We start from the raw sequence: 22338 nt of genomic DNA, 5'->3' as shown, positions 1-22338 counted from the left end.
AAGCAATTGAGATTGTTTGTGCCCCGGCCTATCTGTGACGAGATGTCACGCGCTAAAGCCGGATCGATGGATAACCCACGCGGTGCCGAACGCTTCCATGAGGAGCGGGCGACCTACACAGTCGCCAGTGCGCAGCCCGATCTCGAGGCCGGCGTTGCCGCGATCCGCGCGGTGGTGAAGACGCTCAAGCCCGTGCCCGGCGTCTATCGCATGCTCGATGCGCGCGGCGACGTGCTCTATGTCGGCAAGGCGCGCGCGCTGAAGAACCGGGTCGCCAACTACACCCAGGTCCAGGGCCTGCCCAACCGCACGCTGCGGATGATCAGCCAGACCCGCAACATGGAGATCGTCACCACCAATTCGGAAGCCGAGGCGCTGCTGCTGGAGGCGCAGCTGGTCAAGCGCTTCCGCCCGCCGTTCAACGTCCACCTGCGCGACGACAAGAGCTTTCCCTTCATCCTGCTGCGCGCCGAGCACGATTTCCCGCGGATCATGAAGCATCGCGGCGCGAGGAAGATCAAGGGCAATTACTACGGCCCCTTCGCCAGCGCGGGCAGCGTCAACACCACGATCAATGCGCTGCAGAAGCTGTTCCTGCTGAGGAGCTGCACCGACAGTTTCTTCAGCCGCCGGGACCGGCCCTGCCTGCTCTACCAGATCAAGCGCTGCAGCGCGCCCTGCGTGGGGCGGATCAGCGAGGCGGACTACGCCGCGCTGGTGGACCAGGCGAAGGATTTCCTCTCAGGCAAATCCTCCGCCGTGCAGGCCGATCTGGAACGGCAGATGGCGGAAGCCGCAGAAGCGCTCGACTTCGAGACCGCTGCGATCCTGCGCGATCGCTTGCGCGCCGCGACCTTCATCCAGGGAAGCCAGGCGATCAATGCGCAGGGGGTGGGGGACGCAGACGTGTTCGCGCTCGCGGCCAAGGGCGGGCAGGTCGGCATCCAGGCCTTCTTCATCCGCGGCGGGCAGAACTGGGGCCACCGCGCCTTCTTCCCGACGCACACGAAGGACGTCGATGAGGCCGAAGTGCTGTCCGACGTGTTGCTGCAATTCTACGAAGAAGTGCCTCCGCCGCCGACCATTCTGGTCGACCGCGACCTGCCCGAGGGCGAGCTGATCGAGCAGGCGCTGGGCGAAGTTGCCGGGCGCAAGGTTGCTCTGTCGGTCCCGCAGCGCGGCGAGCGGCGCCGGCTGATGCAGCAAGCGGCCCGCAACGCGGTCGAGGCGCTCGACCGGCGACTGGCCGAGAGCGGCACCAAGGCGAAGATCCTGCGGGAGCTGGCCGAATTCCTCGAACTCGACGGCGTGCCGCAGCGGATCGAGGTCTATGACAACAGCCATATCCAGGGCGCGAAAGCCGTCGGGGCGATGGTGGTCGCGGGGCCGGAGGGCTTCCTCAAGAACCAGTACCGCAAATTCAACATCCGCGAAGCGCAGACCAATGACGATTTCGGCATGATGCGCGAAGTGATGCGGCGGCGGTTCGGGCGCGCGATGGAGGAAGACCCGGAACGCGAAGGCGGCACCTGGCCCGATCTCGTCCTTATCGATGGCGGCAAGGGCCAGATGTCTTCCGTCCGCGATACGCTGGAGGAATTGGGGATCGAGGACGTACCGCTGATCGCCATCGCCAAGGGCCCGCATCACGGCAGGGAAGGCCGCGAGGTGTTCCACTTCCCCGACGGGCGCGAGAAGACGCTACCGACCAATTCGCCGCTGCTGTTCTACCTGCAGAACCTGCGCGACGAAGTGCACCGCTATGTCATCGGCGCGCACCGGGCGAAGCGCAGCCGCGCGATTTCCGCCTCACCGCTCGACGAGATTCCCGGCATCGGCCCGGCGCGCAAGCGCGCGCTGCTGCTGCATTTCGGCACCGCGAGCAAGGTCCGCGCGGCGGCGCTGGAAGACCTGCAGCGCGCCCCCGGCGTCAGCGAAGCCGTGGCGCGCAAGATCTACGATTTCTACCACGCGGGTGGCTAGCGGGCGCTAGCCCTTGGGCGGCCTTGCGGGCTTTCCCTTGCCCTTGAAGCCCGGCTTGGGCTTGCCCTTGAAGGGTTTGCCGCCCGGCTTGGGTTTTCCTTTGAAGGGCTTGCCGCCGCCCGGGCGCGGTCCATCGGCTTCGTCCCGCTTGAAAGGCGCGCGCGGCTTGCCGCCGCCCGGCCCCGCCTTGCGGAATGGCTTGGCGCGGGCATCGGGCCCGCCCGCCTTCCGGTTCTCGCGCGCTTCGATGCGCGGGCCATCAGGCGATTCCTCGATCCGGATGGCGTCCTGCTCGTCATCGTCGGACGCGGTACGCAAGAGCGCGTCGGCAACTTTGGCGGCCATGGCACGCGGCACCTGGAACCAGCTTTCGTGCTGGCCGATGCGGATCGCGCCGATCTCGTTGCGGGTGATGTGGCCGCGGCGGCAGATCAGCGGCAGGATCCAGCGCGGTTCGGCGTTCTGGCGGCGGCCGACGCCGATCTTGAACCACACCACGTCCTCGAAGCCCGGGCGGTGGCGCTCGGCCTTCGCCCTGTCGCGCGCTTCGGGGGTGTTGGCGAGCAGTTCCTCGGGCGCGGGTAGCTTGGCGCGATGCGTGCTGACCAGCGCGGCTGCGATGTCTTCAGGCGGCATCCGTGCCAACAGGTCAGCCGCGATCAGGCGGTCATCCTCGTCGAATTCGCGCGGCTCGGTCAGTGCTTCCATCAACCGGGTACGGTCTTTCTGCGCGATCGCTTCGGGCGTCGGTGGGTCGAGCCAATCGGCTGCAATCTTCGCCCCACGTAGCATGCTCTCCACCCGCTTGCGGCGGTTGTAGGGGACGATGATGGCGGCGGTGCCCTTCTTGCCCGCGCGCCCGGTGCGGCCCGAACGGTGCTGCAGCGTTTCGGCGTCGCGCGGAATCTCGACATGGATCACCAGACTCAGCGTCGGCAGGTCGATCCCGCGGGCGGCAACGTCAGTGGCGACGCAGACGCGCGCGCGCCGGTCGCGCAGCGCTTGCAGCGCTTGGTTGCGCTCGCTCTGTGAATGCTCGCCCGACAGCGCCACCACGCCGAACCCGCGGTTCTGCAACGTCGCGTGAAGCCGGCGCACGCTGTCACGCGTGGCGCAGAAGCAGATCGCAGTTTCCGCTTCATGGAAGCGCAGCAGGTTGACGACGGCGTTCTCGATCTCCGAAGGGGCGACTGAAATCGCCTGGTAGGCGATATCGCCATGGCCGCGATCCTGCCCCGCCAGCGAGAGCCGCAACGCGTTCGATTGATAGCGTTCCGCCAGCCGCACGATCGCGGGCGGCATGGTGGCGGAAAAAAGCAGCGTGCGGCGCGCATCGGGCGTGGCGTCGAGAATTTCCTCAAGGTCTTCGCGAAAGCCCATGTCGAGCATCTCGTCCGCTTCGTCGAGCACCACGCCGACAAGGCCCGACAGGTCGAGTGCGCCGCGTTCCAGATGGTCGCGCAGGCGGCCCGGCGTACCCACCACGATGGCGGGGCCGGTGCGCAGCGCGCGCCGTTCCTTGCTCGGATCCATCCCGCCGACACAGGTCGCGATCCGCAAGCCCGCCTTGGCATAGAGCCAGGCCAGTTCGCGGCTCACCTGCAGCGCCAGCTCGCGCGTGGGCGCGATCACCAGCGCCAACGGCTTTTCGACCAGCGGCGTGCCGCGGATTTCGCTGAGCAGCTCGTCAGCCAGCGCCAGCCCGAAGGCAACGGTCTTGCCGCTGCCGGTTTGCGCGGAAACGATGAGGTCGCGGCCCTTGGCATCAGGTGCAATCACGGCGGCCTGGACCGGCGTCGGCGCTTCATAGCCGCGTTCGGTCAGGGCTTCGCCGAGGATCGGCGGGAGGTTTTCAAAGTGCATACAATCTCATGGGGAATGGCGGCACCGGCGGCACCGCGAGGGAAAAGGGTTGCGAGAGATGCGCGGGGATCGCGCAGCAAACGTGGGCAGGCGGGCGGATGCGCCGCGTGCGCCGTTGCGCGGCCCTATAGCGGCAAAGCGGCCGCTTGGCTTGTGTTATTTTGCAGGTGCGAAGTGAGGGGCTTCAGGCGACCAGCATCCCCCGCTCTACCCAGGTGGAATGCACGCCGCTCGAAATCTTGTGCGGCAGGGCCAAACGGCAAATCGGCCCCTTGGTCACATCGCTCGCGTCGAGGATCGCGAATTCGGACGTCCCGCGGTTTTCGTCGATCAGGAAGGTGACTAGGTAAGCCTGATCCTCCGAAGTCGCACCTTTTCTCGGCACCACCGGGCTTTCGCTGGCATAGACCCCCTCAGGCAATTGGTAGACCTGCTCCTCTCCGGTTTCGGTGTCATGCTTGACAAAGCCATTGAACAGGAACCAGCCGGGCTTGCTTGTCGTGTGCCAGACATAGCGGCTTTTGCGCATCGCATAATCCGGATTGATCATGCCGAACTCGACGATCCGGTCGCCCAGGCGCTCCTCGCGCGTCTCGCCGGTGGTCAGGTTGAAGCGCCAGCGGTGCATGCGGCACTGGAAGCTGTGCTCGTCGACATAGGCCATCATATGCGCGTAGCGGCCATGCTCCTGCAGCGGCTGAGGCATGGGGCAGGACTGGTGATAGCCTTCGAGCACAACCTCGTCGCCATCTTCATAGGCATTGGTCCAGTGCAGCACATAGGTCGGCTCGGCCTCGAACCAGCGGATCTCCTCCGGCTGGCCGTGGCGAGGGATCAGCGCGAAGCGGGTCGGCAGCCCCTCGTGCAGCCGCGCGGCATGGATATCGCGCTTCAGCGCTTCCGCGTCCCAGAACAGCGGCATGTCATTGAGGATCGACCAGTTCTTCGTGATTGCCATGTCATGCGGCAGGCGCGGGCCGGGCAGCGGAATCGGCACATAATGCACCAGCTTCCCTGCGCGATCGACCACGCCGTAATGCATGTAAGGGGCGTGGACGCCATAGTTGAAGAACATCAACTCGCCGGTCTGCTCGTCCACCTTGGGATGCGCGGAGACGCCATCCAGCGGCCCCCACGGCGCTTTGCCAAGGTTCTCCAGCGTCACCGGATCGAGCATCCATGCCTCGCCGCATTGATAGAAGGTGGCATAGGCCACGCCCGCATGGACGATAATGTCCGTGCTGCCAGTGTCCTTCAGCCCGCCATGCGCGCCGAAGCCGGGGCGCAGCGAAGTGCCCGGCGGGTCCATCAGCCCGCCCCACAGGGCCTGGCCCGCGATCTGTTCTTCAATGAAGCAATGTGTGCGGATGAAGCGGTTGCGATAGCTGACCTTGCCGTTTCGGATGTCGACCTGGTGCACCATCGCATCACCATCGAACGGGTGGTGCCGCCCCAGCGGCTGGTGCACCGGATTTTCCGTGTTGCGCAGGTAAATGCCGTCAATTTCCCTGGGCACTTCGCCCTCGATCACTTCGAGTTCGTCGACCGTCACTTCCTCATGGAGCGGCGTCCACGCGCCCGAAAGATAAGGATGGTTCGATGGCTCGAGCGTGTATTTCAGCGTCGGCTCGCGGGTGATCTGCATGGCGTTCCTCTCTGGCTGAAGGATGCGCCCGGGCGCGCGACGATGCAAGAGTGCTTCGCGGCCCGAAAGTTGATCGAGATCAAGGAAGCTTGCCTGACCTGCTATAGCATTAATGCTGTGAGACACGGCGAGTCGGACACTCGCCTAACTGAGGCCACAACCGAGGAGAGCCGCCATGAAATCGATCTTGCTCCACATCAACGATGATGCCGCGCTTGAGGCCCGCACGCAGGCCGCGCTTGATCTGGCGCGGGCGTTCAACGGCCACGTCAATTGCCTGCAATCGGTGACTTATGAAATCTTCGCACCGGGCGATTTCTATGGCTCTGCCATGGCCGCTGCGATGCCGGTGATCCGCGAGAATGCCGAGGCGCTGCGCAAGCAGGTGGAGGATGATCTGGCCAATGAGGACGTCTCGTGGAGCTATCGCTTCCAGTTCGGCATGGCGGAAAGCCGGTTGCTGGAACAATCGGCGATCAACGATGTCGTGGTGGTCGGCCCCAACGATGTCGGCGAAGAAGGGCCGCACCCCTCGCGCATGGTGGGTGACCTGCTGCTCTATTCGCGCACACCCGTGCTGGTGGTGCCGAAGGACCACAAGCGGCTGGACTGCGCCGGCCCGGCACTGGTTGCATGGAACGGCTCGACCGAGGCCTGCGTGGCCCTGCGCGCGGCGCTGCCGCTATTGGCAAAGGCGAGCAAGGTCTACCTGGTTTCCGTGGCCGAGACCAAGCCGCGCCAACGCTATGACCTGCCCCCGGTCGAAGGCGGCGAATATCTCAGTCGGCACGGGATCGAGGCCGAACTGGTCGAGATCCCGCAGGGCGATGGCTCGATCGCGGGAAACGCTGGTCGATGCGGCCCGGATCCGGCACTGCGGCTATATGGTGATGGGTGCCTATGGCCAGTCGCGGCTGGCGGAGTTCCTGACTGGCGGGGTGACGCGCAAGGCGCTGACCGATCCGCAGATCCCGATCTTGCTCGCGCATTGAGCGGAGGGGGAGGTCGGGTGGCTTTCTAACGACCACAATTGGGTGGAGAGCGGACTTTTGAACAAGCCCCTATCCTAGCCATGATTTGGCCAAGTAGCTGCGATTTTGCATCCAGTGAAATGGCGCGCGAAGAAGCTGCAATTCAGCGAGCCAACTTTGCGAAGCGGAGGCTTGGCATTCACTCGAAGACTCTTGGCTGTCGGAAGGGAGTAGTCTTCATTGGAAAGGTCATCCTCAATATTACCTTTCCTTGCTAATGCGAATAAGTTGCAATAAGTGACCTTGTCCTGATTCGTAATTGAGAGTTCGATGAAACACTTTTTGGCGCTCGGCACCGCTTTCTCAGCCCTCGCAATACTCCTCCCGACGACAGCATTTGCCCAAGCAACGGACGAAACAGCAGTTGAAACCGTCCAACTTGATAGCGTGCAAGGTGAGACGATTCTCGTTACCGCGACACGGTCGGGCACGGAGCTTGAAAACCTGCCTGTGTCGGTCTCTGTAGTCACCGAGGAAGAATTGCAGGAGCAGCTGCGCCAGAACCGTAGCATTCTTTCTGCGCTCGAATTCACAGTGCCTGGGCTTAGCATCCAGCAGCCAGAAAGCCGAAGTAGTTGCGGCAGCCAGATCCGAGGACGCAACGCCTCATTCCAGATTAATGGCGTCCCGGTGAACGAAGACCTGCGTCAGGGGTCTTGCACCGCTCCTTTTGCAATCACGCCGTTTTCCATCGAGCGCGTTGAGGTCGTTCGCGGTGGGACGGCGCTGTATGGTGCTGGTGCGCCTGGCGGAATCATCAACCTAATCACCCGACGCGCTTCTAGCCGTGATCTCGAAATCGACATAACGGCGCAGACCAGCTTTAACACTGAAGTATCCAGCGGCACATTCACCACCGACCTGTTTGTCGGTGCGGGACAGGACCTGGGAGCGTTCGACTACTATATCGGCGGCGGATACACGGATGGCGGGCTATCGCGGAGTGCAAATGGCTTGCCCGTCCAAAGCAGCGCCTTCGAGGCGATCGACCTGGTCGGTTCCGCGGGCATCGAGATCGGCGTGGCAACACTGCGCTTTACAGGCACCTACCATGACGAAGACAAGGGCGCGGAGTTCTATCCTGACGGCACGTTCCTCCCAGGTAGCGAAGAGGTAGTGAAAGTCGTTGAAGTGGATGGTCACCCACAGCTTAATGAAGCCACAGATCGCAGCGCCACGGCGGCCTTGAGCTTCAATCACCCTGAACTTCTTGCCCACGATGTTACGCTCTCGCTATTCTATCAGCAGCAGGAAATCATCCAGCGCGACAACTTCTTCAGCGATGAATTCGGCAACGACTTATTCGCGTCCAACCGCGAGAATTCGCGCTTCGGCGTGCGTAGCACTCTGGTTCGTTCCTATGACATCGGCGCGAGCAAACTGAAGACAAGCTACGGCGCAGACTACACCAGCAACGACTTCTATCGGTTCATCGTCGATCCGGCGGGCGAAGATACCGTGACCGGCTACATCACGCCTGCCTTCTACCTCGTAACCCTTGCTCCTTTCGCACAGGCTGAATTTACCGCTGGCAGCTTTACGCTGACGGGCGGCGTAAGGCACGAATGGTATTCAGGTGCGATCGAGGAAGACGGCTTCGATCCCTCGCTTCCGCGGGCAGCCACGCCGGGCAACTTTGCCGATAGCGAGCTGACCTTGTGGAACCTCGGCGCCATCTTCCAGTTCAACGATGTAATGCAGGTCTACACCAGCTTTAGCCAGGGGGCAGAACTGTCGCAGCTTAGCCGCGCTGCACGCGGTGCATCCGATCCTGGAGCAATCTCGAACGAACCTGCAACATCGGATCAATACGAGCTTGGTCTGCGTGGCGATACCGGTCCGCTAACCTTTGGCCTTGCAGCCTACTATTCCGAATCGGATAGCTCCTCGCAGATCCAGCCCGATCCGACCTGTGCGGGGCAAACCTTCTGCCCGCTGATCCCGCTGCGAATCCCCGAACGCACTTGGGGACTTGAAGCGCAGGCACAGTGGACCGCACTCGATAATCTCCAGTTGACGGGCGTGTTTACCCTCCAACGCGGGGAAGTCTTCGATGATGCAGCTAGCGAATGGATCAACTTCTCAACCGACAGAGCCGTGCCGTTGCGCATCACGGTCCGGGCAGACTGGCAGCCGATCGAGGCTCTCGACCTCGGCTTTCAGGTCAATCACTACGGTGCGTCTAGCTACTTTACCCCCACCCAGGAATCGATCGGGTTAGCCGAGAGCGATGCGGTCACGCTTGCCAGCGCCAACATTTCTTACGAGCTAGGACCGATCACCGTATACGCAACCGCCGACAATTTGTTCGACGAAGTCTACGTCAACCCGGCGGCTCAGGCGGACGGCTTCGACTTTTTCAACTACGAAGCGCCGGGCCGGCGCGTGACACTGGGCGTGCGTGGACGCTTCTAGCCGCCTCGAACGGGCCCAACCCGAAACTTCCTTCGCCGCGGCCAGCGAAGGAAGCGCGGCCCTGCACCCCAAGAAGCAAAAGCCCCGGCCCGTGGCCTTCTGGCTGCATAATATCTTCGGGTTGAAGCTGAGCCTGTTTCTCGGTTTCGTATGTCTGACAGGCACCATCGCCACAGTCGCCCATGAGATCGAGTGGCTTTACAAGCCCGAAGTGCGGGCGACCGCCCACGAGGTCGGGACCGAGGACTGGGGCGCGATGTGGGAAGCGGCGCAGCGTGCCTATCCAGATGCCACGCTCTCAAGCATCGGCACCTTCGACCGCAGCGACAGCAGCTACTTCGCCAAGAGCGTGAGCGCGCAGGATGCAGCCGGTGAGGGTTTTACCATTTACGTCGATCCCGGCACGAACACCGTGACGGGCCATGAATACGGCCGCAGCTTGCAAGATTTCATGCGGGCGATCCACTATTACCTCTTCATCCCGCGCGACGTGGGTTTCTACCTGGTCAGCAGTCTCGCGTTCGTTTTGCTGGGCTCGCTGGTGACCGGCCTCATCATCTACAAGAAGTTCTGGCGTGGGTTCTTCAAGATGCCGCGTGTGGACAGAAACCTACGCACATTGTTGGGTGATCTGCACAGGCTTTTCGGCCTGTGGTCGGCCTGGTTCGCCGCCGTGATCGCGCTAACCTCAATCTATTACTTCTTCGAGTGGAGTGGGCTCGACTGGAATTCGCCAACGCCGCAGGTTGAGGTTTCTCACTCCATAACGACGGCAAGTGCGGCACAGGTAGATCGTTGGAGTGCGATCGCGCGCGAGGCAAAGCCAGGGATCGCAATTACTGCGATCTACCTCCCCTATACCGAGACGGACCCGGTAATCGTGCAGGGTCACTGGCAGGCAGCACTCGTTCGAGAACGCGCAGATGCCGTCTTTATCGATCCTGCCACCAGTGCGATCGTCGGCCAGCGCACCGCCCACGAAATGGGCATCGGCGAGCGTATCGTCCACACAGTCGATCCTCTGCATTTTGGCACCTTTGGCGGGCTGGTGACGAAAATCATATGGGCGGTGTTTGGTCTCCTGCTCACCATCCTCGCAGTGACAGGTGCCTGTATCTACGCGAAACGCACCCGCTTAGCCATTCGCGAGGGGGTCAACCTTTCGTTCCTGGATTATCTTGGCGCATGGAAGTGGCCCAGCGTTGCGCTGGTCACGGTCGTTCCAGCAATCGCATTTCTATTCTGGTAGCCGGCAGAACAGAATCTGCATGTCCGCTTTTGGGTCGTTAGCGGCTGGTCCGCTTTCAAGCATCACGCACGAATAGCCGACAGTCGGCTCTCAGGCCGCGCTGCGTGGCAGGAATTGGGCCGCTCATGGGTGGAAAGCGGACGTCCGCCAACGTGACGTTGCGCTCCCGCTCACGAGCGCGATAGCGGCTGCGTCAGGCAATGTGGTCCGCCGTGCCAGTTCCACAATTCGCGTCCCGGGAAAGTGTCAACAATAAGTCCGTCGGCTTCCAGTGCTGCGATAGTCGCTGGATTGCCTTCATAAGCGATGACGCGTCCTGGTAGGGCCTGAACCACGTTCGACGCTTGTCGGCGCTGCTCAGGATATGTGACGCTCATGAAGTGCCTAAAGGCGGCTTGATCACCAGCCGGTATCGCACCACCGGTATTCGTGATCCGATAGCCCTGAGCCCGGCAAAAATCGACCAGTTTCATACCTTCGATATCCTCTGCCTTTCCGCTCCCAGCTGCGAAACGTGTCAGAGTGCCAATACCGTTGAGTAGTTTGAGTGCCTTGTCGGCATCTTCCGTCTTGAGGAGCGATTGACGAACTGCTCCCCGGATATACCGAGCCAGTGGATTGTCCTCTGCATGCGCAGACTCAAACACATAGGGAAGGGCAAGCGCATGCTTTTGGCCGACCAAAGTGAAACTCGTGTCGAGGTGCAAAAACAAAAGACGCAAAGCGCTGAAATCAATTTCTTCGCCCGGGTAGTTTTCGCGGAGGAATGGCGGCGTTCCAATCTGAACTGTGTAAACATCCATTCCCAATCGACGGGCGAGGATCGCCCCAGCCTCGGGCGATGTGCGGTTTCCTACGCCGACGAATAGTGTTCGGTCATCCACGACCATTGCGTCACCACCTTCGACGATGAAGCCCTCTTCGACAGCATCTAATGCAATAGGAATATCGCGGAGCATCGGTGAATAGCGATAAATGAAGCGCAAGAGCATGTTTTCACGGCCACGGCGCGGTGAACTTGAATTACAGATCACCAAACCTTTTGGCGTCATGAAAGCGCTGTCGCGCGTCCACATCGTGGATGTAAACTGATCTACAAAGTGCGCATAGTTGCCGTTTGCATCAAGACGATAGAGCCAGTCCTTATCCCTGCCCAAGATCCGCTCGGCAGTAACTTCGTTCGGGCTTGTGCCAAGCCGAGGAAAAAATGCATCGATCCAAGCTTCCCAAATGCCATTGGCAAGCGTGGCGTCACGCGCGGCTTCCAAAGCGTCTGCTACCTCAATCAGTTCGGCGCCGCTTTGACGAAGCAGATCATTCAGGGCCTTGTGCTGTTGCTCAGCTGAGATCGGATCATAGTCAACATCGGGTATGAGATCGCGACTGATTTGGCTGGTGAGGCCATCGGTCCGAAGAATTGAATGAACTAGGACCTTTTCGAGTTTTCCAACATCTGAGATAACTGGCGGACCAACTTGTGCTCGCGCAGCATTCGGAATGCCCCCAAATGCGGCCAAAGCTGCTACGCCTCCAGCCGACAAAAACTCTCGCTTTGTGATTTGCATGCAAAAGCCCCACTTGACCATTTAGCGCGACCGGAGGCTACGTTGCATGCAGAATTCTCCCATTGCAAACGGATAAACGGATGAAATCCCCACAATTGAGCCGCTAGTTGAAGGTCCGCTCCTCGCTCCATTTTTCCTAGGTCAACGCGACGGCTCTTGGGTGGAAGACTGACACGCGCCGTCACGAGACTTGCGGTCAGAGCCGCTTCCTCTCCTCCGAAACCAATTCAATTATTCGATCGGTGAGACCCGAAAGAGTTTCGATGCTCGCCTTGTCCTGAAGAAAGCAAATTTGCCTAGCTACAAGTAGTCCGTCAAATTCCCTGCCTAGCGCACTAGGGTCGATCGAAAAATGGCTCGGAGCGATATAGTCCGCCGCTCCAGGTGCAGTCCGCAAAATCGAGCCAACTGGTAGGTTTTCGATAATATAAGGGTTGAGCAAATTATCTCTGGAATTCAGGCAATCATTTTGCGCCCGGTTGGCGTCCGACAAGACCTCTTCCCACCTTTCTATTTGATCAATTAACGCAGGTGTCGCCGTCCGTGTGAAAATTGCAGAGGACTGGAGTATCTCAAGTGCGCCTCTTCTCAGATTAAGTGAGTAAACAGGGACAGCGTTCCAGATAAGCGGATTGAGCTCGCTTTCCGAAACCTGGGCGCTGGGTTCAGCCAGCATTGCTCGCAAAGCCGCCAGTTGTTCGCCTTGGGTATTCAGAGTGGCGTTTACAGTCGCCAATCGATCAAGATTTTCCCGCATCTCAACTTGGGCCGCGACCAGTTGGCCGTCGAGCCTGTCGAACTCTAACCGCCTTTCATTCCATGCAGTTATCTGGAAAGCCAATAGCACGCCTACGACCACAATTATGAAGTCTATGCCGATGGCGAACCAGTTCTGTTGCTTGATGTGTTCCGTAACACGGCGCAGGCGCATACTCATGTGACCTACCTCCCCTTGCGCCAGTGATGCAGTAAAGCTTTTGGCTTGGCAAATCATAGCGTTCGTCCACAACCTAGCCACCTTCCATCTGATCTGCATGGGGGTAGTCTGCACTTGGTCCGTTAGCTGACCAGCCGCTATCGGCTAGGAGCGCAGCAAAGCTGCCAGTCGGCTATCAGGATGCCGCATGGAGCCAATTAGCGGCAGCTCATGGGGTGGAAAACGGACGTCGGCTATTGTCTATCTCGTGTCCTCAAGAAGGGCCATCACTTCATCGAAATCCTCATGGACATTGACTTGTGCTCCCCCCGGAAAGTTGAGGATTGCGCCCCTTTCGCCCCTCCCGACAAACAGGACTTGCGCAATTCGGCAAGCCACCCCCGAACCATCGGTTCGGTGAAGTAGTACAAACTTAGAATCTCGCTTCATCGCACTTCCTTGTGTTGGCATTGAGAAAAAAGCCCCCGCCGACTAACGGCGAGGGCTGAAGTCGGAGACATAGGGGCAAATCGCCCCTTAATCTCTCGGGTCGCACGTTTGCAGGCAAGCCCTGCGTCTTAGTTTGTTATCGCGCTAATCGGTTTGAGACGGTTCAAGTCGACTATAGGTGCGGCCACTAGGCACCAAACGAAATAACGTCGGAATCTGTACTGGCTTGAGCAAGCCGCTCGATTTCCGAAAGCCTGAGCTCTTCCGTGAATTGCTTGAGTTCAGGCTGGTCCGTGGCGAAAACAATATTCGCCTGGAAGGTCTGCTCATACACATTACGAACTGGAGCCTCATTAAGCCCGTTTAGGTAGCGCACCGCGTCCATCGCGGCCCTGTCGGTTCGGCGGTTGCCGGAACTGCGAAAGAGCAGAATATTTTCCGGATGCCCTTCTTCATCAAGCGTGAAACGCAGCTGTACAATCCCGCTGGTACTGCCAATCCCTGGTCGCGCGAGCCTTCGGTCAAGATTGCGTGTCACAGTTTTTGACCACACTTCCATTTCGGTGGGCGGTGTCACGGCGACCACCAACTCCTGGCCCACAGCAGGCGAGTTGAACACGCCGAAAGTGGTTGCTGTTAGGACCAATGCTAATGCGCGTGTTCCCAGACTTCTGGTGTAGTATGTGGAAGGATTCATGATCCGTTCCTCTCTATTGAGTGCAGCTCGCCAGAATAGGCCTAGCTGCGACTAAGAGGCGTAAGGGAGGGAGGTGGCGGCGCGTGAAGGAAAGCCCCGCCTAAGACCGTCGATTGCGACTGGTAGCTAGATCTTAAATGGATATGCCAAGCCACGGTTACAACCGCGTCATGTAACTTAATGTGCCAAGAGCGCCAGCGTCCGCAATTGGGTCGCGAGCGGACCAGCCGCTATCGGCTAGGAGCGCAGCAAAGCTGCCAGTCTGCTTCCAGGATGCCGCTTCGAGCTACTTACTGGCAGCTGATTGGGTGGAAAGCGCTCGCTTTCAGTTAGCTGATCAAGTTTGGACAAGAACTGCGTTCTAATGGCTTCCATGGACTTTTCTGCAGGATAGTCCGATGCTGCCATCTTCTGCGTCCGTCTCGTTATACAGCAAACTCCAGAACAGCGTGTGCAACGAGCGCGCCTGTTTCTTCCGTGACGATCGAGCAATCCAGATAGATGCTCGACTTGCCGAAGCGCTTCACCTGCGCTGTGACCAGGAAATCCCCTCCTATTGCCGGGCGCAGGAAATGCGTGTGCTGGTAGACTGTCCCCCGCGGCACTCTATCGGTCGTCCCTGCGGCCATCGACGCAGCCGTGTCGATGGCTGACATCATCGCTTGCCCGCAAACCGCGCCGCTGCTGAATTTCAGGTGACCGGAGAACGGCAGACGCAGCGAGCAAAATCCCTGCGAGACTTGCAGATCAGTAAGTCCCATCGCCTTTATCCACGGCGCAAAAATCGCATCAAAGCTTGCTTGCACATTCTCCTGTGTGATCGGGAAATGGTGCTCCAGGCTGCTGCCGCTTTCGGGTTTTGTGCTGCTCAAGTCTTTTCCTTTCAAAACCCAATTGGTCAGCCTGTCGGCCTGAAGCTTTACTTCATGAATTCGGCCATGACTTCTGGTGGCGGGACTTCCTGAAAACATTGGGTCTCTTCGGGCGGGTTGATCCAGGAGTGCCTGCGTTTGTCATAGAAAGCGTGCGTGGGAGGCGGGAAGTCCTTGTCTGCAAAACAGCCACCGGCGATGCCGATCTTGCCTGCCAGGAAGCCTGTGCTCCGACCACCCCACCACAGCGAAGTTCCGCAGACTGGGCAAAAGTGGAAAGTCGCCTCCATGCCCATATCGCCTGTCGTGCGGGTAAAGGCAGTGGTCACGCCTTCGATCTTTACGTTCTCGATAGGAAACCAGGCTCCGATATGGACTGGCGCGCCGGTGCGCCTCTGACATAATTCGCAAGAGCACATGAGAACGGGGTAGGGATCGCCCTCGCAGGTCAGTTGCACAGCTCCACAATGACATTTTGCAATACGGGGGTCATTGGTGCCTCTCCATCCTGCTCGCTGCAGGTCTCAGTCTGCATCCGAGTGCACAATACGCCAAGAACCCATTTCTTCTAATGGGTCGTTACTCGGCGGTCCGCTTTTTTCCGATGCAGCGGCTAAGCTGCCAGTCAGCTTTTAGACACGGCCTTGTGATGAGAAATAGTCAGCTCATGGGTGGCAAGCGGACTTTGCTGGTGGCTTCAAAAACAATGAAGCCGCAATAAGCTGTAACCCCTTGGCCGCCTGTCAGATGCTTCGGACTAGTGCTTCAGCATCGAGATCGACGATCATACGATTGTGACGCCTGAACCAAACGTCTTTCCAGTCTAGTCCGAGTGCCTCGCATTCCTTCGAAACGATGGTCGGGTCGGTAGACACAGTGGCGATGCAACTAAGCATCGAACTTACGACCAAGCCTATTCTGATTCCATCGAGTACATCCTCCTTGGAATAGCCAGTCACGCCATTCTCTCTGAGGCCCTGGTAGTAAGCATCTATGAGCCGCTCACCATGTTTCTCCCAATCCGAACTGGGAAGGCATGTGCCCAACAAGCGAGCCAAGTCCCATGGCCCCTCGGCGACATATGGGTACTGCCAATCGATAACGGAGAAATTGCCGCCTTCAGCTGAAGGCATAAACATTTGCTTCCCATGATAGTCCGAGTGGACGATCGTATAGTCTCTGGAGTCAACATAGGCTTGCCACTTTTCGATTTTCTTCGACACGGCGACAACGCAGGCTACCGCGTTTTCCGCATCGTCACCAACTGTTGCCATTACTTCGTCGGCGCCAACTGCGGCCGCAGCAAAGCTGTCGGCAAGTATTTTGTCCTTAGCGGGGATAAGACACGCTTGTTCCTTGAGGCCCGGCGCATTCCACCATTTGGCATGGAATGCGGGCAGGTAGCTCAGGGCAATTTCGATTTCAGCAAGAGAGGGGCGCCACGATGGACTGCGTGCAGGTGCCAAATGCTCAAGCAAAAGGACCATTTTCGAATGGTCGTTTGAGCAATAGCTGTAGAAGCACCTTGGCTTCGGAAGACCTATGTCGTGATAGGTTTGGTAAAATGCGACTTCACGGCGATAGAGGCCGAAAAACTGGGTCAAAGCGATGACTTCGGGATCGTTGCTTCCCAGTTTTGCTATATAGCGCGTCGGGAGAGCACATGACACATCATCATAGTTGACGACAATGTCGATTGCTTCAGACAGTTGTCCTGGTTCGGCCAAACGCTTGGCTTCAACGCGCTCTATCCTTGTGCCATTCAGATGATCGGCAAGCGCAGCTTCCATCCATGCGACATCAATATCGCGTGCTCGAACCGGAATGCCAATATGCATAAGTGCCTCAATTAAAGAGGCGACCCCCGCCAAATCCTATCATAAACTTTGCAGCAAACAATCGCGCATATTTGGGCGAGTTTGCGCTTCGAGTTTGAGAGTTCAATCTCCGCTATTAGATCGATTGCAGAAAGACTGCTTCCAACGATGACCTGGTGGCGCGCTACACCCAATTCGCCTTGTCACCAAAAATATGCCGTGCGGTTGGTGATGGAGGGGATCAGACAGGCTGGAGCCGCACTAGGCCGGTACAGGCAGTGGTCGCTCCAAAGGAAACTCCCGTGTTGCAGGATCGACGGAAAAGCCGAACACAGCCTTGAATCCATCATGCTCTTCTCGATGCGCAAAACCGCCCGGCGCGTTAACCCAGTCACCTTCGACCAACGCAAACGTTTGGCCGGTTTCCATATCGGTGACGTTCAGTCCGCGCTCGAGAATGTAGAAAACTGAGTCGAAATCGTGCCAGTGGAATTCATTGTTTGCGGGCGGGACTTCGACCACCACAGGATGCAAACCCAATGCTAACATCTTCTCGACTGCTTGTTCCTCTGTCAGAGTCAGTCCGCTTTCGATACCGCGTTCCATAGAAAACACTCCCTTGGCGCGACCTACAATTCATCATGCCTTGGGGCATCCAGAAAGACAATCCTGCTCAGATCAGCTCCAGCTTGCCGCTGGTCGCCTAGCCGTTGCGTTGCTGATGCCCCAAGATCGAGACGTCGATCCAATGTCTGCAATTGGGTCGTTACCAGCCGGTCCGCTTTTGACGGATCAAGTGGCAAAGCGGCCAGTCGGCTTTCAGGATGACGCGCTAGTTCCCGCAAGGGCTGCATTTGGGTGGAGAGCAGACATTCAAGAGAGCCAGTCCGCTGCCCCTCATTTGGGCCGTTAGCGGGCAGTCTGCATTTGACTAACGAGATCGCGAAAGCTGGCCTGCTTCAGGGCCTGATCCCATCGTTTGCTAACTTTAGCTGGCGCAGCATTTCAGTTTCGATCTATCAAGATACCATATCCGACAACATCGCAGATCGCGTCTGCCAACTCCCACGCCGACTTGCCTGAGTTGGCCAAGCCACCTCTTGCCAGCCATGCAAATGTTCCCGCCGCCGCTTCGGTCATTGAACGAATATCGCCTGCCCGACAGCTGCCATCATCCACGCCGGATGCGAAGAGCCGCTGCACCTCCAACCAGATCTTCTGCGAGCGGGTGATGAACTGCGAGCGAACGCTTTCCGGAAGGGCGTCTAGGCCGGTTTGAAGAGTGAGCGGCGGGGCGGAACCGAGCTGAGCCTGACAGTTAAGGTGATTAGTGATGAGTGCCCTCTCAAAGCCGTTGGTCCCGTATGAACGCGCGGCTTCCACGAAGGTGTCGTAAAGCTCAAACGCTCGATTGTAGCATTCGACCACCAGCTCGGTCTTGTCCCTGAAATAGTGGTAGAATACACCCTTCGTCGCACCCAATTCAGCGACGATATCGTTGAGCGAAGTTCCGTCGATGCCGCGGCGATTGAACAATTGCGAAGCCGTAGCAAGGAGTTGGTCGCGCTTTTGCTCTCGAGCTTCGCCCCGATCGAACGGATTGACCTTCGTCACCGTAAGCTGCTCGACAAATGGCCAATGCGAAGTCGGAAGTTTGTCTCTCGCCGCAAAACCACGCAAGAGCAACTCGCATATGGCATCGGCCAGGCGCCGGCCATTAGCGTCATCCAGGGGTTCGCCGAGCCAGCGTGGAGCCAACCTCACCCAATTAATCATGCCTATTGAGCAATTTGCCACGAGATGAGGATCAACCGCCCGGAACCGGCCCGAAGCTATGCCGCGAGCCACACAGCCAGCTAGACCGTCAAGTATCTTCCTCTCCTTGGCAAGCAACTCCGAGCACTGCTCACCTCCGAGCAAGTCATAGTCCCCAAGCACTGCCAGCCTGCCTGATCGTTCGATTAGGTTGAGCCGGACAAATTCGCTAATCTGCAGGGCGGGGTCATCAAACCCGGCCAAAGCTTCATCAAGGTCTTCCTGGATGGCGTCGCAGGTTGCGGAAAGGCAGAGATAGGCAAGTTCCGACTTGTCGCTGACGTAATAGTAGATCGCGTTGCGCGACAGACCCGCTGCCTTTGCAACCGCATCGAGGTTGATGCTGCCCGCTCCATTGCTGTTGATCTGGATGGCAGCTTGCGCGAGCAATTTCTGTCGTTTCTCCGCCTGCTTGCGCGTTGCGACTGGCTTCGTTGCTTGCTCCAAGGCGTCTTGCATATCCTGTTCCTAGCCCGGTTTCACTTTCACCGCCAGACTTTGCGCGTGGGTCGATGTATATACCCATATGTCGAAAAACATTTGTCATGATTGGCGTCCAGGTATATGCACATACCTATACGTCGAATAACGGCGTGGAGAGGATAATCGCATGAAGTGTTTTGGGACCGGCCGACGCGCCATGTTACTCTGCAATGCAGCCCTCATCGTGGGCATCTTCGCTAACCCGGCGCTTGCCCAGGAAGAGCCATCAGCGGAAGACGATAATGTCATCATCGTTACCGCGCAGAAGCGTGCGCAGAGCACACTCGATGTAGGCATCAATATTGCTGTAGCCGATGCAGAGGCGCTGGCGACGCAGCGCATCGACGATGCGACCGATATCGTGGCGATTGCGCCAAATATCTCAATCAAGGAGAATGTGCCGGGTCTCGTTCCGGTCATCACCATCCGCGGCGTCGGCCTTAACGACTTTAGCGCCACCAACAATCCAAGCGCTGGCGTTTATATCGACGAAGTATCCCTGAGCTCCCTGGCGCTAATGAACTTCGACTTCTTCGACCTTGAGCGGATGGAGGTGCTGAAAGGACCCCAAGGTACGCTCTATGGCCGCACAGCCACTGCCGGGGCGCTCAACATCGTCACTGCTCGCCCCAACTTCCGGGGTATCTCGGGCATGGTCAGCGGCTCGCTAGGCAATTACGAACTTAAGGAAGTCGAGGCCAACCTCAACCTACCCGCATCTGACACGCTCAGCTTCAGGATCGCTGGCAAAGGGATATTTCAGGACGAGGGTTTCTGGATCAACGAAGCGCTTGATCGAGACGTGGGGCGCCGCGAGGTGCTTCTTGGCAGGGCGCAGGCTCTTTGGACTCCAGCGGAGGGTTTCGAGTGGCTCATCAAGGCGGAGGTGCAGCGAGGTCGATCGGAGCTGGGAGGGGCAGAGTTCTTCGGTGCAATTCCAACCCCACTTACCCCTGCTGGCGTCACCTGTCCGGGGTCGCCCGAATGTTCGGACTTCCTCGGATATTTCGATCTGGATGGAAACCCGTTTCGCGGATCGTGGTCGGTTGATCCAACGTATGACGTTGACCAGTTGAACCTGACTAGCCGGCTCGAGGCGGATCTTGGTTTTGCAACGCTGGTTTCGGTTACTGGCTATGTCGATTTCGACCGGCAGTGGTCGGCCGATACGGATGCGGGCCCGTTTGCCCAACTCGACTTTCTTGCAGATGACAAGGTCGAGCAATTCTCGCAGGAGCTGAGGCTAGCGGGCGAAACGGACTATGCCATATGGTTGGTGGGAGCCTTCTATTCGAAGGACGACATCCAGACATCGTATGCCGGCGATCTGAGCGACCTTCTCAACACTACCACTTTCACGTTTTCCGACCAGGAATCCGAATCGGCAGCACTCTTTGCGAACGTCGAATGGACATTGAGCGAGACGCTCAGCCTTGTTACGGGAGTCCGCTATACTGACGAAGAGCGGTCCAATCTCGGCGGGACGACTGACCTCGTTTCGCTGGCACCCGCCAGTTTCCTGACGCTGGCGCCGTTTGGCTCTGCCCCCATTCCTCTTGCGGTAAGCGATGCCAAGATCACTGATACGAACTGGTCCTGGAAACTTGGCCTGAACTGGAAACCTTCTGATGACACCCTGATCTATCTGAGTGCAACACAGGGCTGGAAGAGTGGAGGTTTCTTCGCTGGCGTTGCAACAACCTCCGCGCAGTTGGAACCTTATCGTCCGGAAAAGATCGTCGCCTACGAAGCGGGTATCAAGGGTCGGTTGCGCGAAGCCGATCTCAATTACTCGGTGAGCGCATTCTATTACGATTACAGCGATGTTCAGACCTTCATCCGCGAGGACATCGGCGGAATCCCGATCCAGCGTCTTGGCAATGTCGAAAATGCCGAGATCTATGGGCTCGATGCAGACCTGGCTTGGAATCCAGCTGCCCTTCCGGGGTTCAGCCTGAACCTTGGCATCGGCCTTCTTGAAACCGAGCTGGGTTCCTTTCTGGCCGGCGCTGGCCCTGTTCCAAAGGGCAATGAATTGCCTGATGCACCATCTTTAAGCTTCAACGGCGGGGCTTCCTACGAGCTTGACTTCGGCGGCGACATCGCCGCCCGGCTCTCGCTCAATAGCCGCTATCAATCCAGTTCCTTTAAGGACGGCCTTAACGATCCCATCGTTGCGGCCGACGGGTTCTGGACCCTTGATGCGCGGGCTTCAGTATTCAGTGAAGGTGACTGGGACGTTTCGGTCTGGGGCAAGAATATCACCAATGAACGATACGTCACGCAGGGCGTGAACCAATTGCCCTTCGGAATGGGCTTCAGGGTATATGGCGCTCCGCGCACTTATGGCCTCACGCTGACCAAGCACTTCGACTGATGAAGGTGGAAAGCGCCATCTCAGGCCACTGTGCCGAAGAGTTCCGCGCGGTTGAAGAAAGCTTCCGCGCGAATTTCGAAGCGGGAAAGGAAATCGGTGCCGCCATCGCCCTTTACGTCGATGGTGAATTGGCGATCGACCTCTGGGCTGGCCTTCGTGACGTGGAGCGTAAGGTGCCATGGGAAAGGGATACGCTTGTCAACGTCTGGTCGACTACCAAGGGCGTCACCGCAGCTTGCTTTGCATTAACAGTGGATCGCGAACTGTGTCGCTATGACGACAAGGTAGCTGATTACTGGCCTGGAGTTTGCCGCCGGCGGAAAGGAACAGGTGACAATTGCTGAGCTGCTCTCTCATCAAGCAGGGCTCAGCGCCTTTGCCGATCCGACCTCAGTCGATGATTTCGTCAACGGAAAGGTTTTGGCTGGGAAGCTAGCCCAACAATCACCACTTTGGCCGCCAGGCTCGCGATCAGGTTACCACGCGATTACGATAGGATTCCTGGCGGCTGAACTTTTCCGCAGGATCGAGGGTCGCAGTCTGTCGAGCTTTGTCGAACAGGAACTGACGCCTTTCGACATCCATATCGGTATCAGCGACGCTGAACTGGGGCGTGTAGCAAATGTAATACCACCTGCCGGAATGACCGCGGAAAGCGTCGTTCCGGAGCTTGACGAACTTCAGGCTGCGACATTGGGCAACCCTCCGCTTGAACCTGAAGCGGCAAACACGAAGAACTGGCGCCGGGCGGAGATCCCCTCCGCCAACGGCTTTGCCAATGCCCGCGGATTGGCGGGTCTTTACTCCAGCCTTTTGCGCGGAGCTCCTGAGGCGAGATTTAAGCTCTCATCTGAGACACTAAAGCAGGCGACTGAAATTCGCTGGAGCGGAACTGACGCGATTTTAGATATCGAGGCAAACTGGGCAGCTGGATTCTTGCGTAACTCGCTGGGTATTTACGGACCGCACGCAGCTGCATTCGGTCATTCTGGATGGGGCGGCTCATTTGCATTTGCTGATCCCGAAAGCGGTCTGGCATTTGCGTATGTCATGAATGCGATGGGCACAGAACTGGTTGGAGATCCGCGCACACTTGAGTTGCTAAAAGCCGTCTATAGTTGACGTTGAATTGGGCAGATTAGTCCACTGATCGAGACTTT

At 58.5% G+C, this 22338-nt stretch carries 17 protein-coding genes; 7 read left to right on the top strand and 10 right to left on the bottom strand.

Going from position 1 to position 22338, the window contains the following annotated elements; all coding sequences use genetic code 11:
• The first annotated feature begins 42 nt into the window (after positions 1 to 42).
• Positions 43 to 1983, top strand: coding sequence for an excinuclease ABC subunit UvrC (gene uvrC, locus G6N82_RS03700; RefSeq protein WP_165193836.1), 1941 nt, complete (start codon positions 43 to 45; stop codon positions 1981 to 1983).
• A 6-nt stretch (positions 1984 to 1989) separates the two neighbouring features.
• Here the strand turns inward: uvrC and G6N82_RS03695 are convergent, their stop codons facing one another.
• Together G6N82_RS03695 and G6N82_RS03690 are read right to left on the bottom strand one after the other, a co-directional pair.
• Positions 1990 to 3846, bottom strand: coding sequence for a DEAD/DEAH box helicase (locus G6N82_RS03695; RefSeq protein WP_165193833.1), 1857 nt, complete (start codon positions 3844 to 3846; stop codon positions 1990 to 1992).
• A 184-nt stretch (positions 3847 to 4030) separates the two neighbouring features.
• Positions 4031 to 5491 carry a carotenoid oxygenase family protein gene (locus tag G6N82_RS03690; RefSeq protein WP_165193831.1) on the bottom strand — a complete coding sequence of 487 codons (1461 nt, stop codon included), beginning with the start codon at positions 5489 to 5491 and terminating at the stop codon, positions 4031 to 4033.
• Positions 5492 to 5666: 175 nt separating this feature from the next.
• Between G6N82_RS03690 and G6N82_RS03685 the strand changes: the two genes are divergently transcribed.
• From G6N82_RS03685 to G6N82_RS03675, 3 genes are all read left to right on the top strand, one after another.
• Positions 5667 to 6512 (top strand): universal stress protein, encoded by an 846-nt coding sequence (locus G6N82_RS03685; protein WP_241255185.1) that lies wholly within the window; start codon positions 5667 to 5669, stop codon positions 6510 to 6512.
• Positions 6513 to 6792: 280 nt separating this feature from the next.
• Positions 6793 to 8937 carry a TonB-dependent receptor gene (locus G6N82_RS03680; RefSeq protein WP_165193828.1) on the top strand — a complete coding sequence of 715 codons (2145 nt, stop codon included), beginning with the start codon at positions 6793 to 6795 and terminating at the stop codon, positions 8935 to 8937.
• A gap of 91 nt (positions 8938 to 9028) precedes the next feature.
• Entirely contained in the window at positions 9029 to 10186 is a 1158-nt protein-coding gene (locus tag G6N82_RS03675; RefSeq protein ID WP_206520288.1) for a PepSY-associated TM helix domain-containing protein, read from the top strand.
• Positions 10187 to 10356: 170 nt separating this feature from the next.
• On the opposite strand, the gene G6N82_RS03670 is transcribed toward G6N82_RS03675, so the two are convergent.
• From G6N82_RS03670 to G6N82_RS03635, 8 genes are all read right to left on the bottom strand, one after another.
• Entirely contained in the window at positions 10357 to 11751 is a 1395-nt protein-coding gene (locus tag G6N82_RS03670) for an arginine deiminase family protein (RefSeq protein WP_165193824.1), read from the bottom strand.
• Positions 11752 to 11947: 196 nt separating this feature from the next.
• Positions 11948 to 12688, bottom strand: a complete 741-nt coding sequence (locus G6N82_RS03665) for a hypothetical protein (protein ID WP_165193822.1) — start codon at positions 12686 to 12688, stop codon at positions 11948 to 11950.
• Positions 12689 to 13304: 616 nt separating this feature from the next.
• The gene (locus tag G6N82_RS03660; protein WP_165193820.1) at positions 13305 to 13814 is read right to left on the bottom strand and encodes a cell envelope integrity protein TolA; all 510 of its coding nucleotides are present in this window, start codon (positions 13812 to 13814) and stop codon (positions 13305 to 13307) included.
• Positions 13815 to 14239: 425 nt separating this feature from the next.
• Positions 14240 to 14686 (bottom strand): PaaI family thioesterase, encoded by a 447-nt coding sequence (locus G6N82_RS03655; protein WP_165193818.1) that lies wholly within the window; start codon positions 14684 to 14686, stop codon positions 14240 to 14242.
• A 47-nt stretch (positions 14687 to 14733) separates the two neighbouring features.
• Positions 14734 to 15105: a GFA family protein gene (locus G6N82_RS03650; RefSeq protein ID WP_241255242.1), complete on the bottom strand. Its 372-nt coding sequence runs from the start codon at positions 15103 to 15105 to the stop codon at positions 14734 to 14736.
• 324 nt (positions 15106 to 15429) lie between these two features.
• Positions 15430 to 16524: an oxidoreductase family protein gene (locus G6N82_RS03645; protein WP_165193814.1), complete on the bottom strand. Its 1095-nt coding sequence runs from the start codon at positions 16522 to 16524 to the stop codon at positions 15430 to 15432.
• Between the two features lie 240 nt (positions 16525 to 16764).
• Positions 16765 to 17109 carry a hypothetical protein gene (locus G6N82_RS03640; protein ID WP_165193812.1) on the bottom strand — a complete coding sequence of 115 codons (345 nt, stop codon included), beginning with the start codon at positions 17107 to 17109 and terminating at the stop codon, positions 16765 to 16767.
• Between the two features lie 399 nt (positions 17110 to 17508).
• Positions 17509 to 18777 carry a TetR family transcriptional regulator gene (locus G6N82_RS03635; RefSeq protein WP_165193810.1) on the bottom strand — a complete coding sequence of 423 codons (1269 nt, stop codon included), beginning with the start codon at positions 18775 to 18777 and terminating at the stop codon, positions 17509 to 17511.
• 208 nt (positions 18778 to 18985) lie between these two features.
• Here G6N82_RS03635 and G6N82_RS03630 point away from each other — a divergent pair, with 208 nt between their 5' ends.
• Genes G6N82_RS03630 through G6N82_RS03625 form a run of 3 tightly spaced genes read left to right on the top strand, consistent with a single transcriptional unit; the run spans position 18986 to position 22300 of the window.
• Entirely contained in the window at positions 18986 to 21178 is a 2193-nt protein-coding gene (locus tag G6N82_RS03630) for a TonB-dependent receptor (RefSeq protein ID WP_241255184.1), read from the top strand.
• A complete protein-coding gene (locus G6N82_RS14925) occupies positions 21178 to 21522 on the top strand; it encodes a beta-lactamase family protein (RefSeq protein WP_241255183.1) in 345 nt (114 codons plus the stop codon). The genes G6N82_RS03630 and G6N82_RS14925 overlap by 1 nt, the downstream gene beginning before the upstream one ends.
• Positions 21509 to 22300 (top strand): beta-lactamase family protein, encoded by a 792-nt coding sequence (locus G6N82_RS03625; RefSeq protein ID WP_241255182.1) that lies wholly within the window; start codon positions 21509 to 21511, stop codon positions 22298 to 22300. The genes G6N82_RS14925 and G6N82_RS03625 overlap by 14 nt, the downstream gene beginning before the upstream one ends.
• Positions 22301 to 22338 lie beyond the last annotated feature (38 nt).

The organism is Altererythrobacter sp. BO-6 (genome assembly GCF_011047315.1).
GTDB lineage: Bacteria > Pseudomonadota > Alphaproteobacteria > Sphingomonadales > Sphingomonadaceae > Erythrobacter.
Note: the sequence above shows the minus strand (reverse complement) of the source record. Positions and strands in the feature narration are given on the sequence as shown.

Bases quoted from the DNA above. Each gene is read 5' to 3' on its own strand.
- uvrC (WP_165193836.1), top strand. From the start codon at position 43: ATGTCACGCGCTAAAGCCGGATCGATGGATAACCCACGCGGTGCCGAA.
- G6N82_RS03695 (WP_165193833.1), bottom strand. From the start codon at position 3,846: ATGCACTTTGAAAACCTCCCGCCGATCCTCGGCGAAGCCCTGACCGAA.
- G6N82_RS03690 (WP_165193831.1), bottom strand. From the start codon at position 5,491: ATGCAGATCACCCGCGAGCCGACGCTGAAATACACGCTCGAGCCATCG.
- G6N82_RS03685 (WP_241255185.1), top strand. From the start codon at position 5,667: ATGAAATCGATCTTGCTCCACATCAACGATGATGCCGCGCTTGAGGCC.
- G6N82_RS03680 (WP_165193828.1), top strand. From the start codon at position 6,793: ATGAAACACTTTTTGGCGCTCGGCACCGCTTTCTCAGCCCTCGCAATA.
- G6N82_RS03670 (WP_165193824.1), bottom strand. From the start codon at position 11,751: ATGCAAATCACAAAGCGAGAGTTTTTGTCGGCTGGAGGCGTAGCAGCT.
- G6N82_RS03665 (WP_165193822.1), bottom strand. From the start codon at position 12,688: ATGAGTATGCGCCTGCGCCGTGTTACGGAACACATCAAGCAACAGAAC.
- G6N82_RS03660 (WP_165193820.1), bottom strand. From the start codon at position 13,814: ATGAATCCTTCCACATACTACACCAGAAGTCTGGGAACACGCGCATTA.
- G6N82_RS03650 (WP_241255242.1), bottom strand. From the start codon at position 15,105: ATGTGCTCTTGCGAATTATGTCAGAGGCGCACCGGCGCGCCAGTCCAT.
- G6N82_RS03645 (WP_165193814.1), bottom strand. From the start codon at position 16,524: ATGCATATTGGCATTCCGGTTCGAGCACGCGATATTGATGTCGCATGG.
- G6N82_RS03640 (WP_165193812.1), bottom strand. From the start codon at position 17,109: ATGGAACGCGGTATCGAAAGCGGACTGACTCTGACAGAGGAACAAGCA.
- G6N82_RS03635 (WP_165193810.1), bottom strand. From the start codon at position 18,777: ATGCAAGACGCCTTGGAGCAAGCAACGAAGCCAGTCGCAACGCGCAAG.
- G6N82_RS14925 (WP_241255183.1), top strand. From the start codon at position 21,178: ATGAAGGTGGAAAGCGCCATCTCAGGCCACTGTGCCGAAGAGTTCCGC.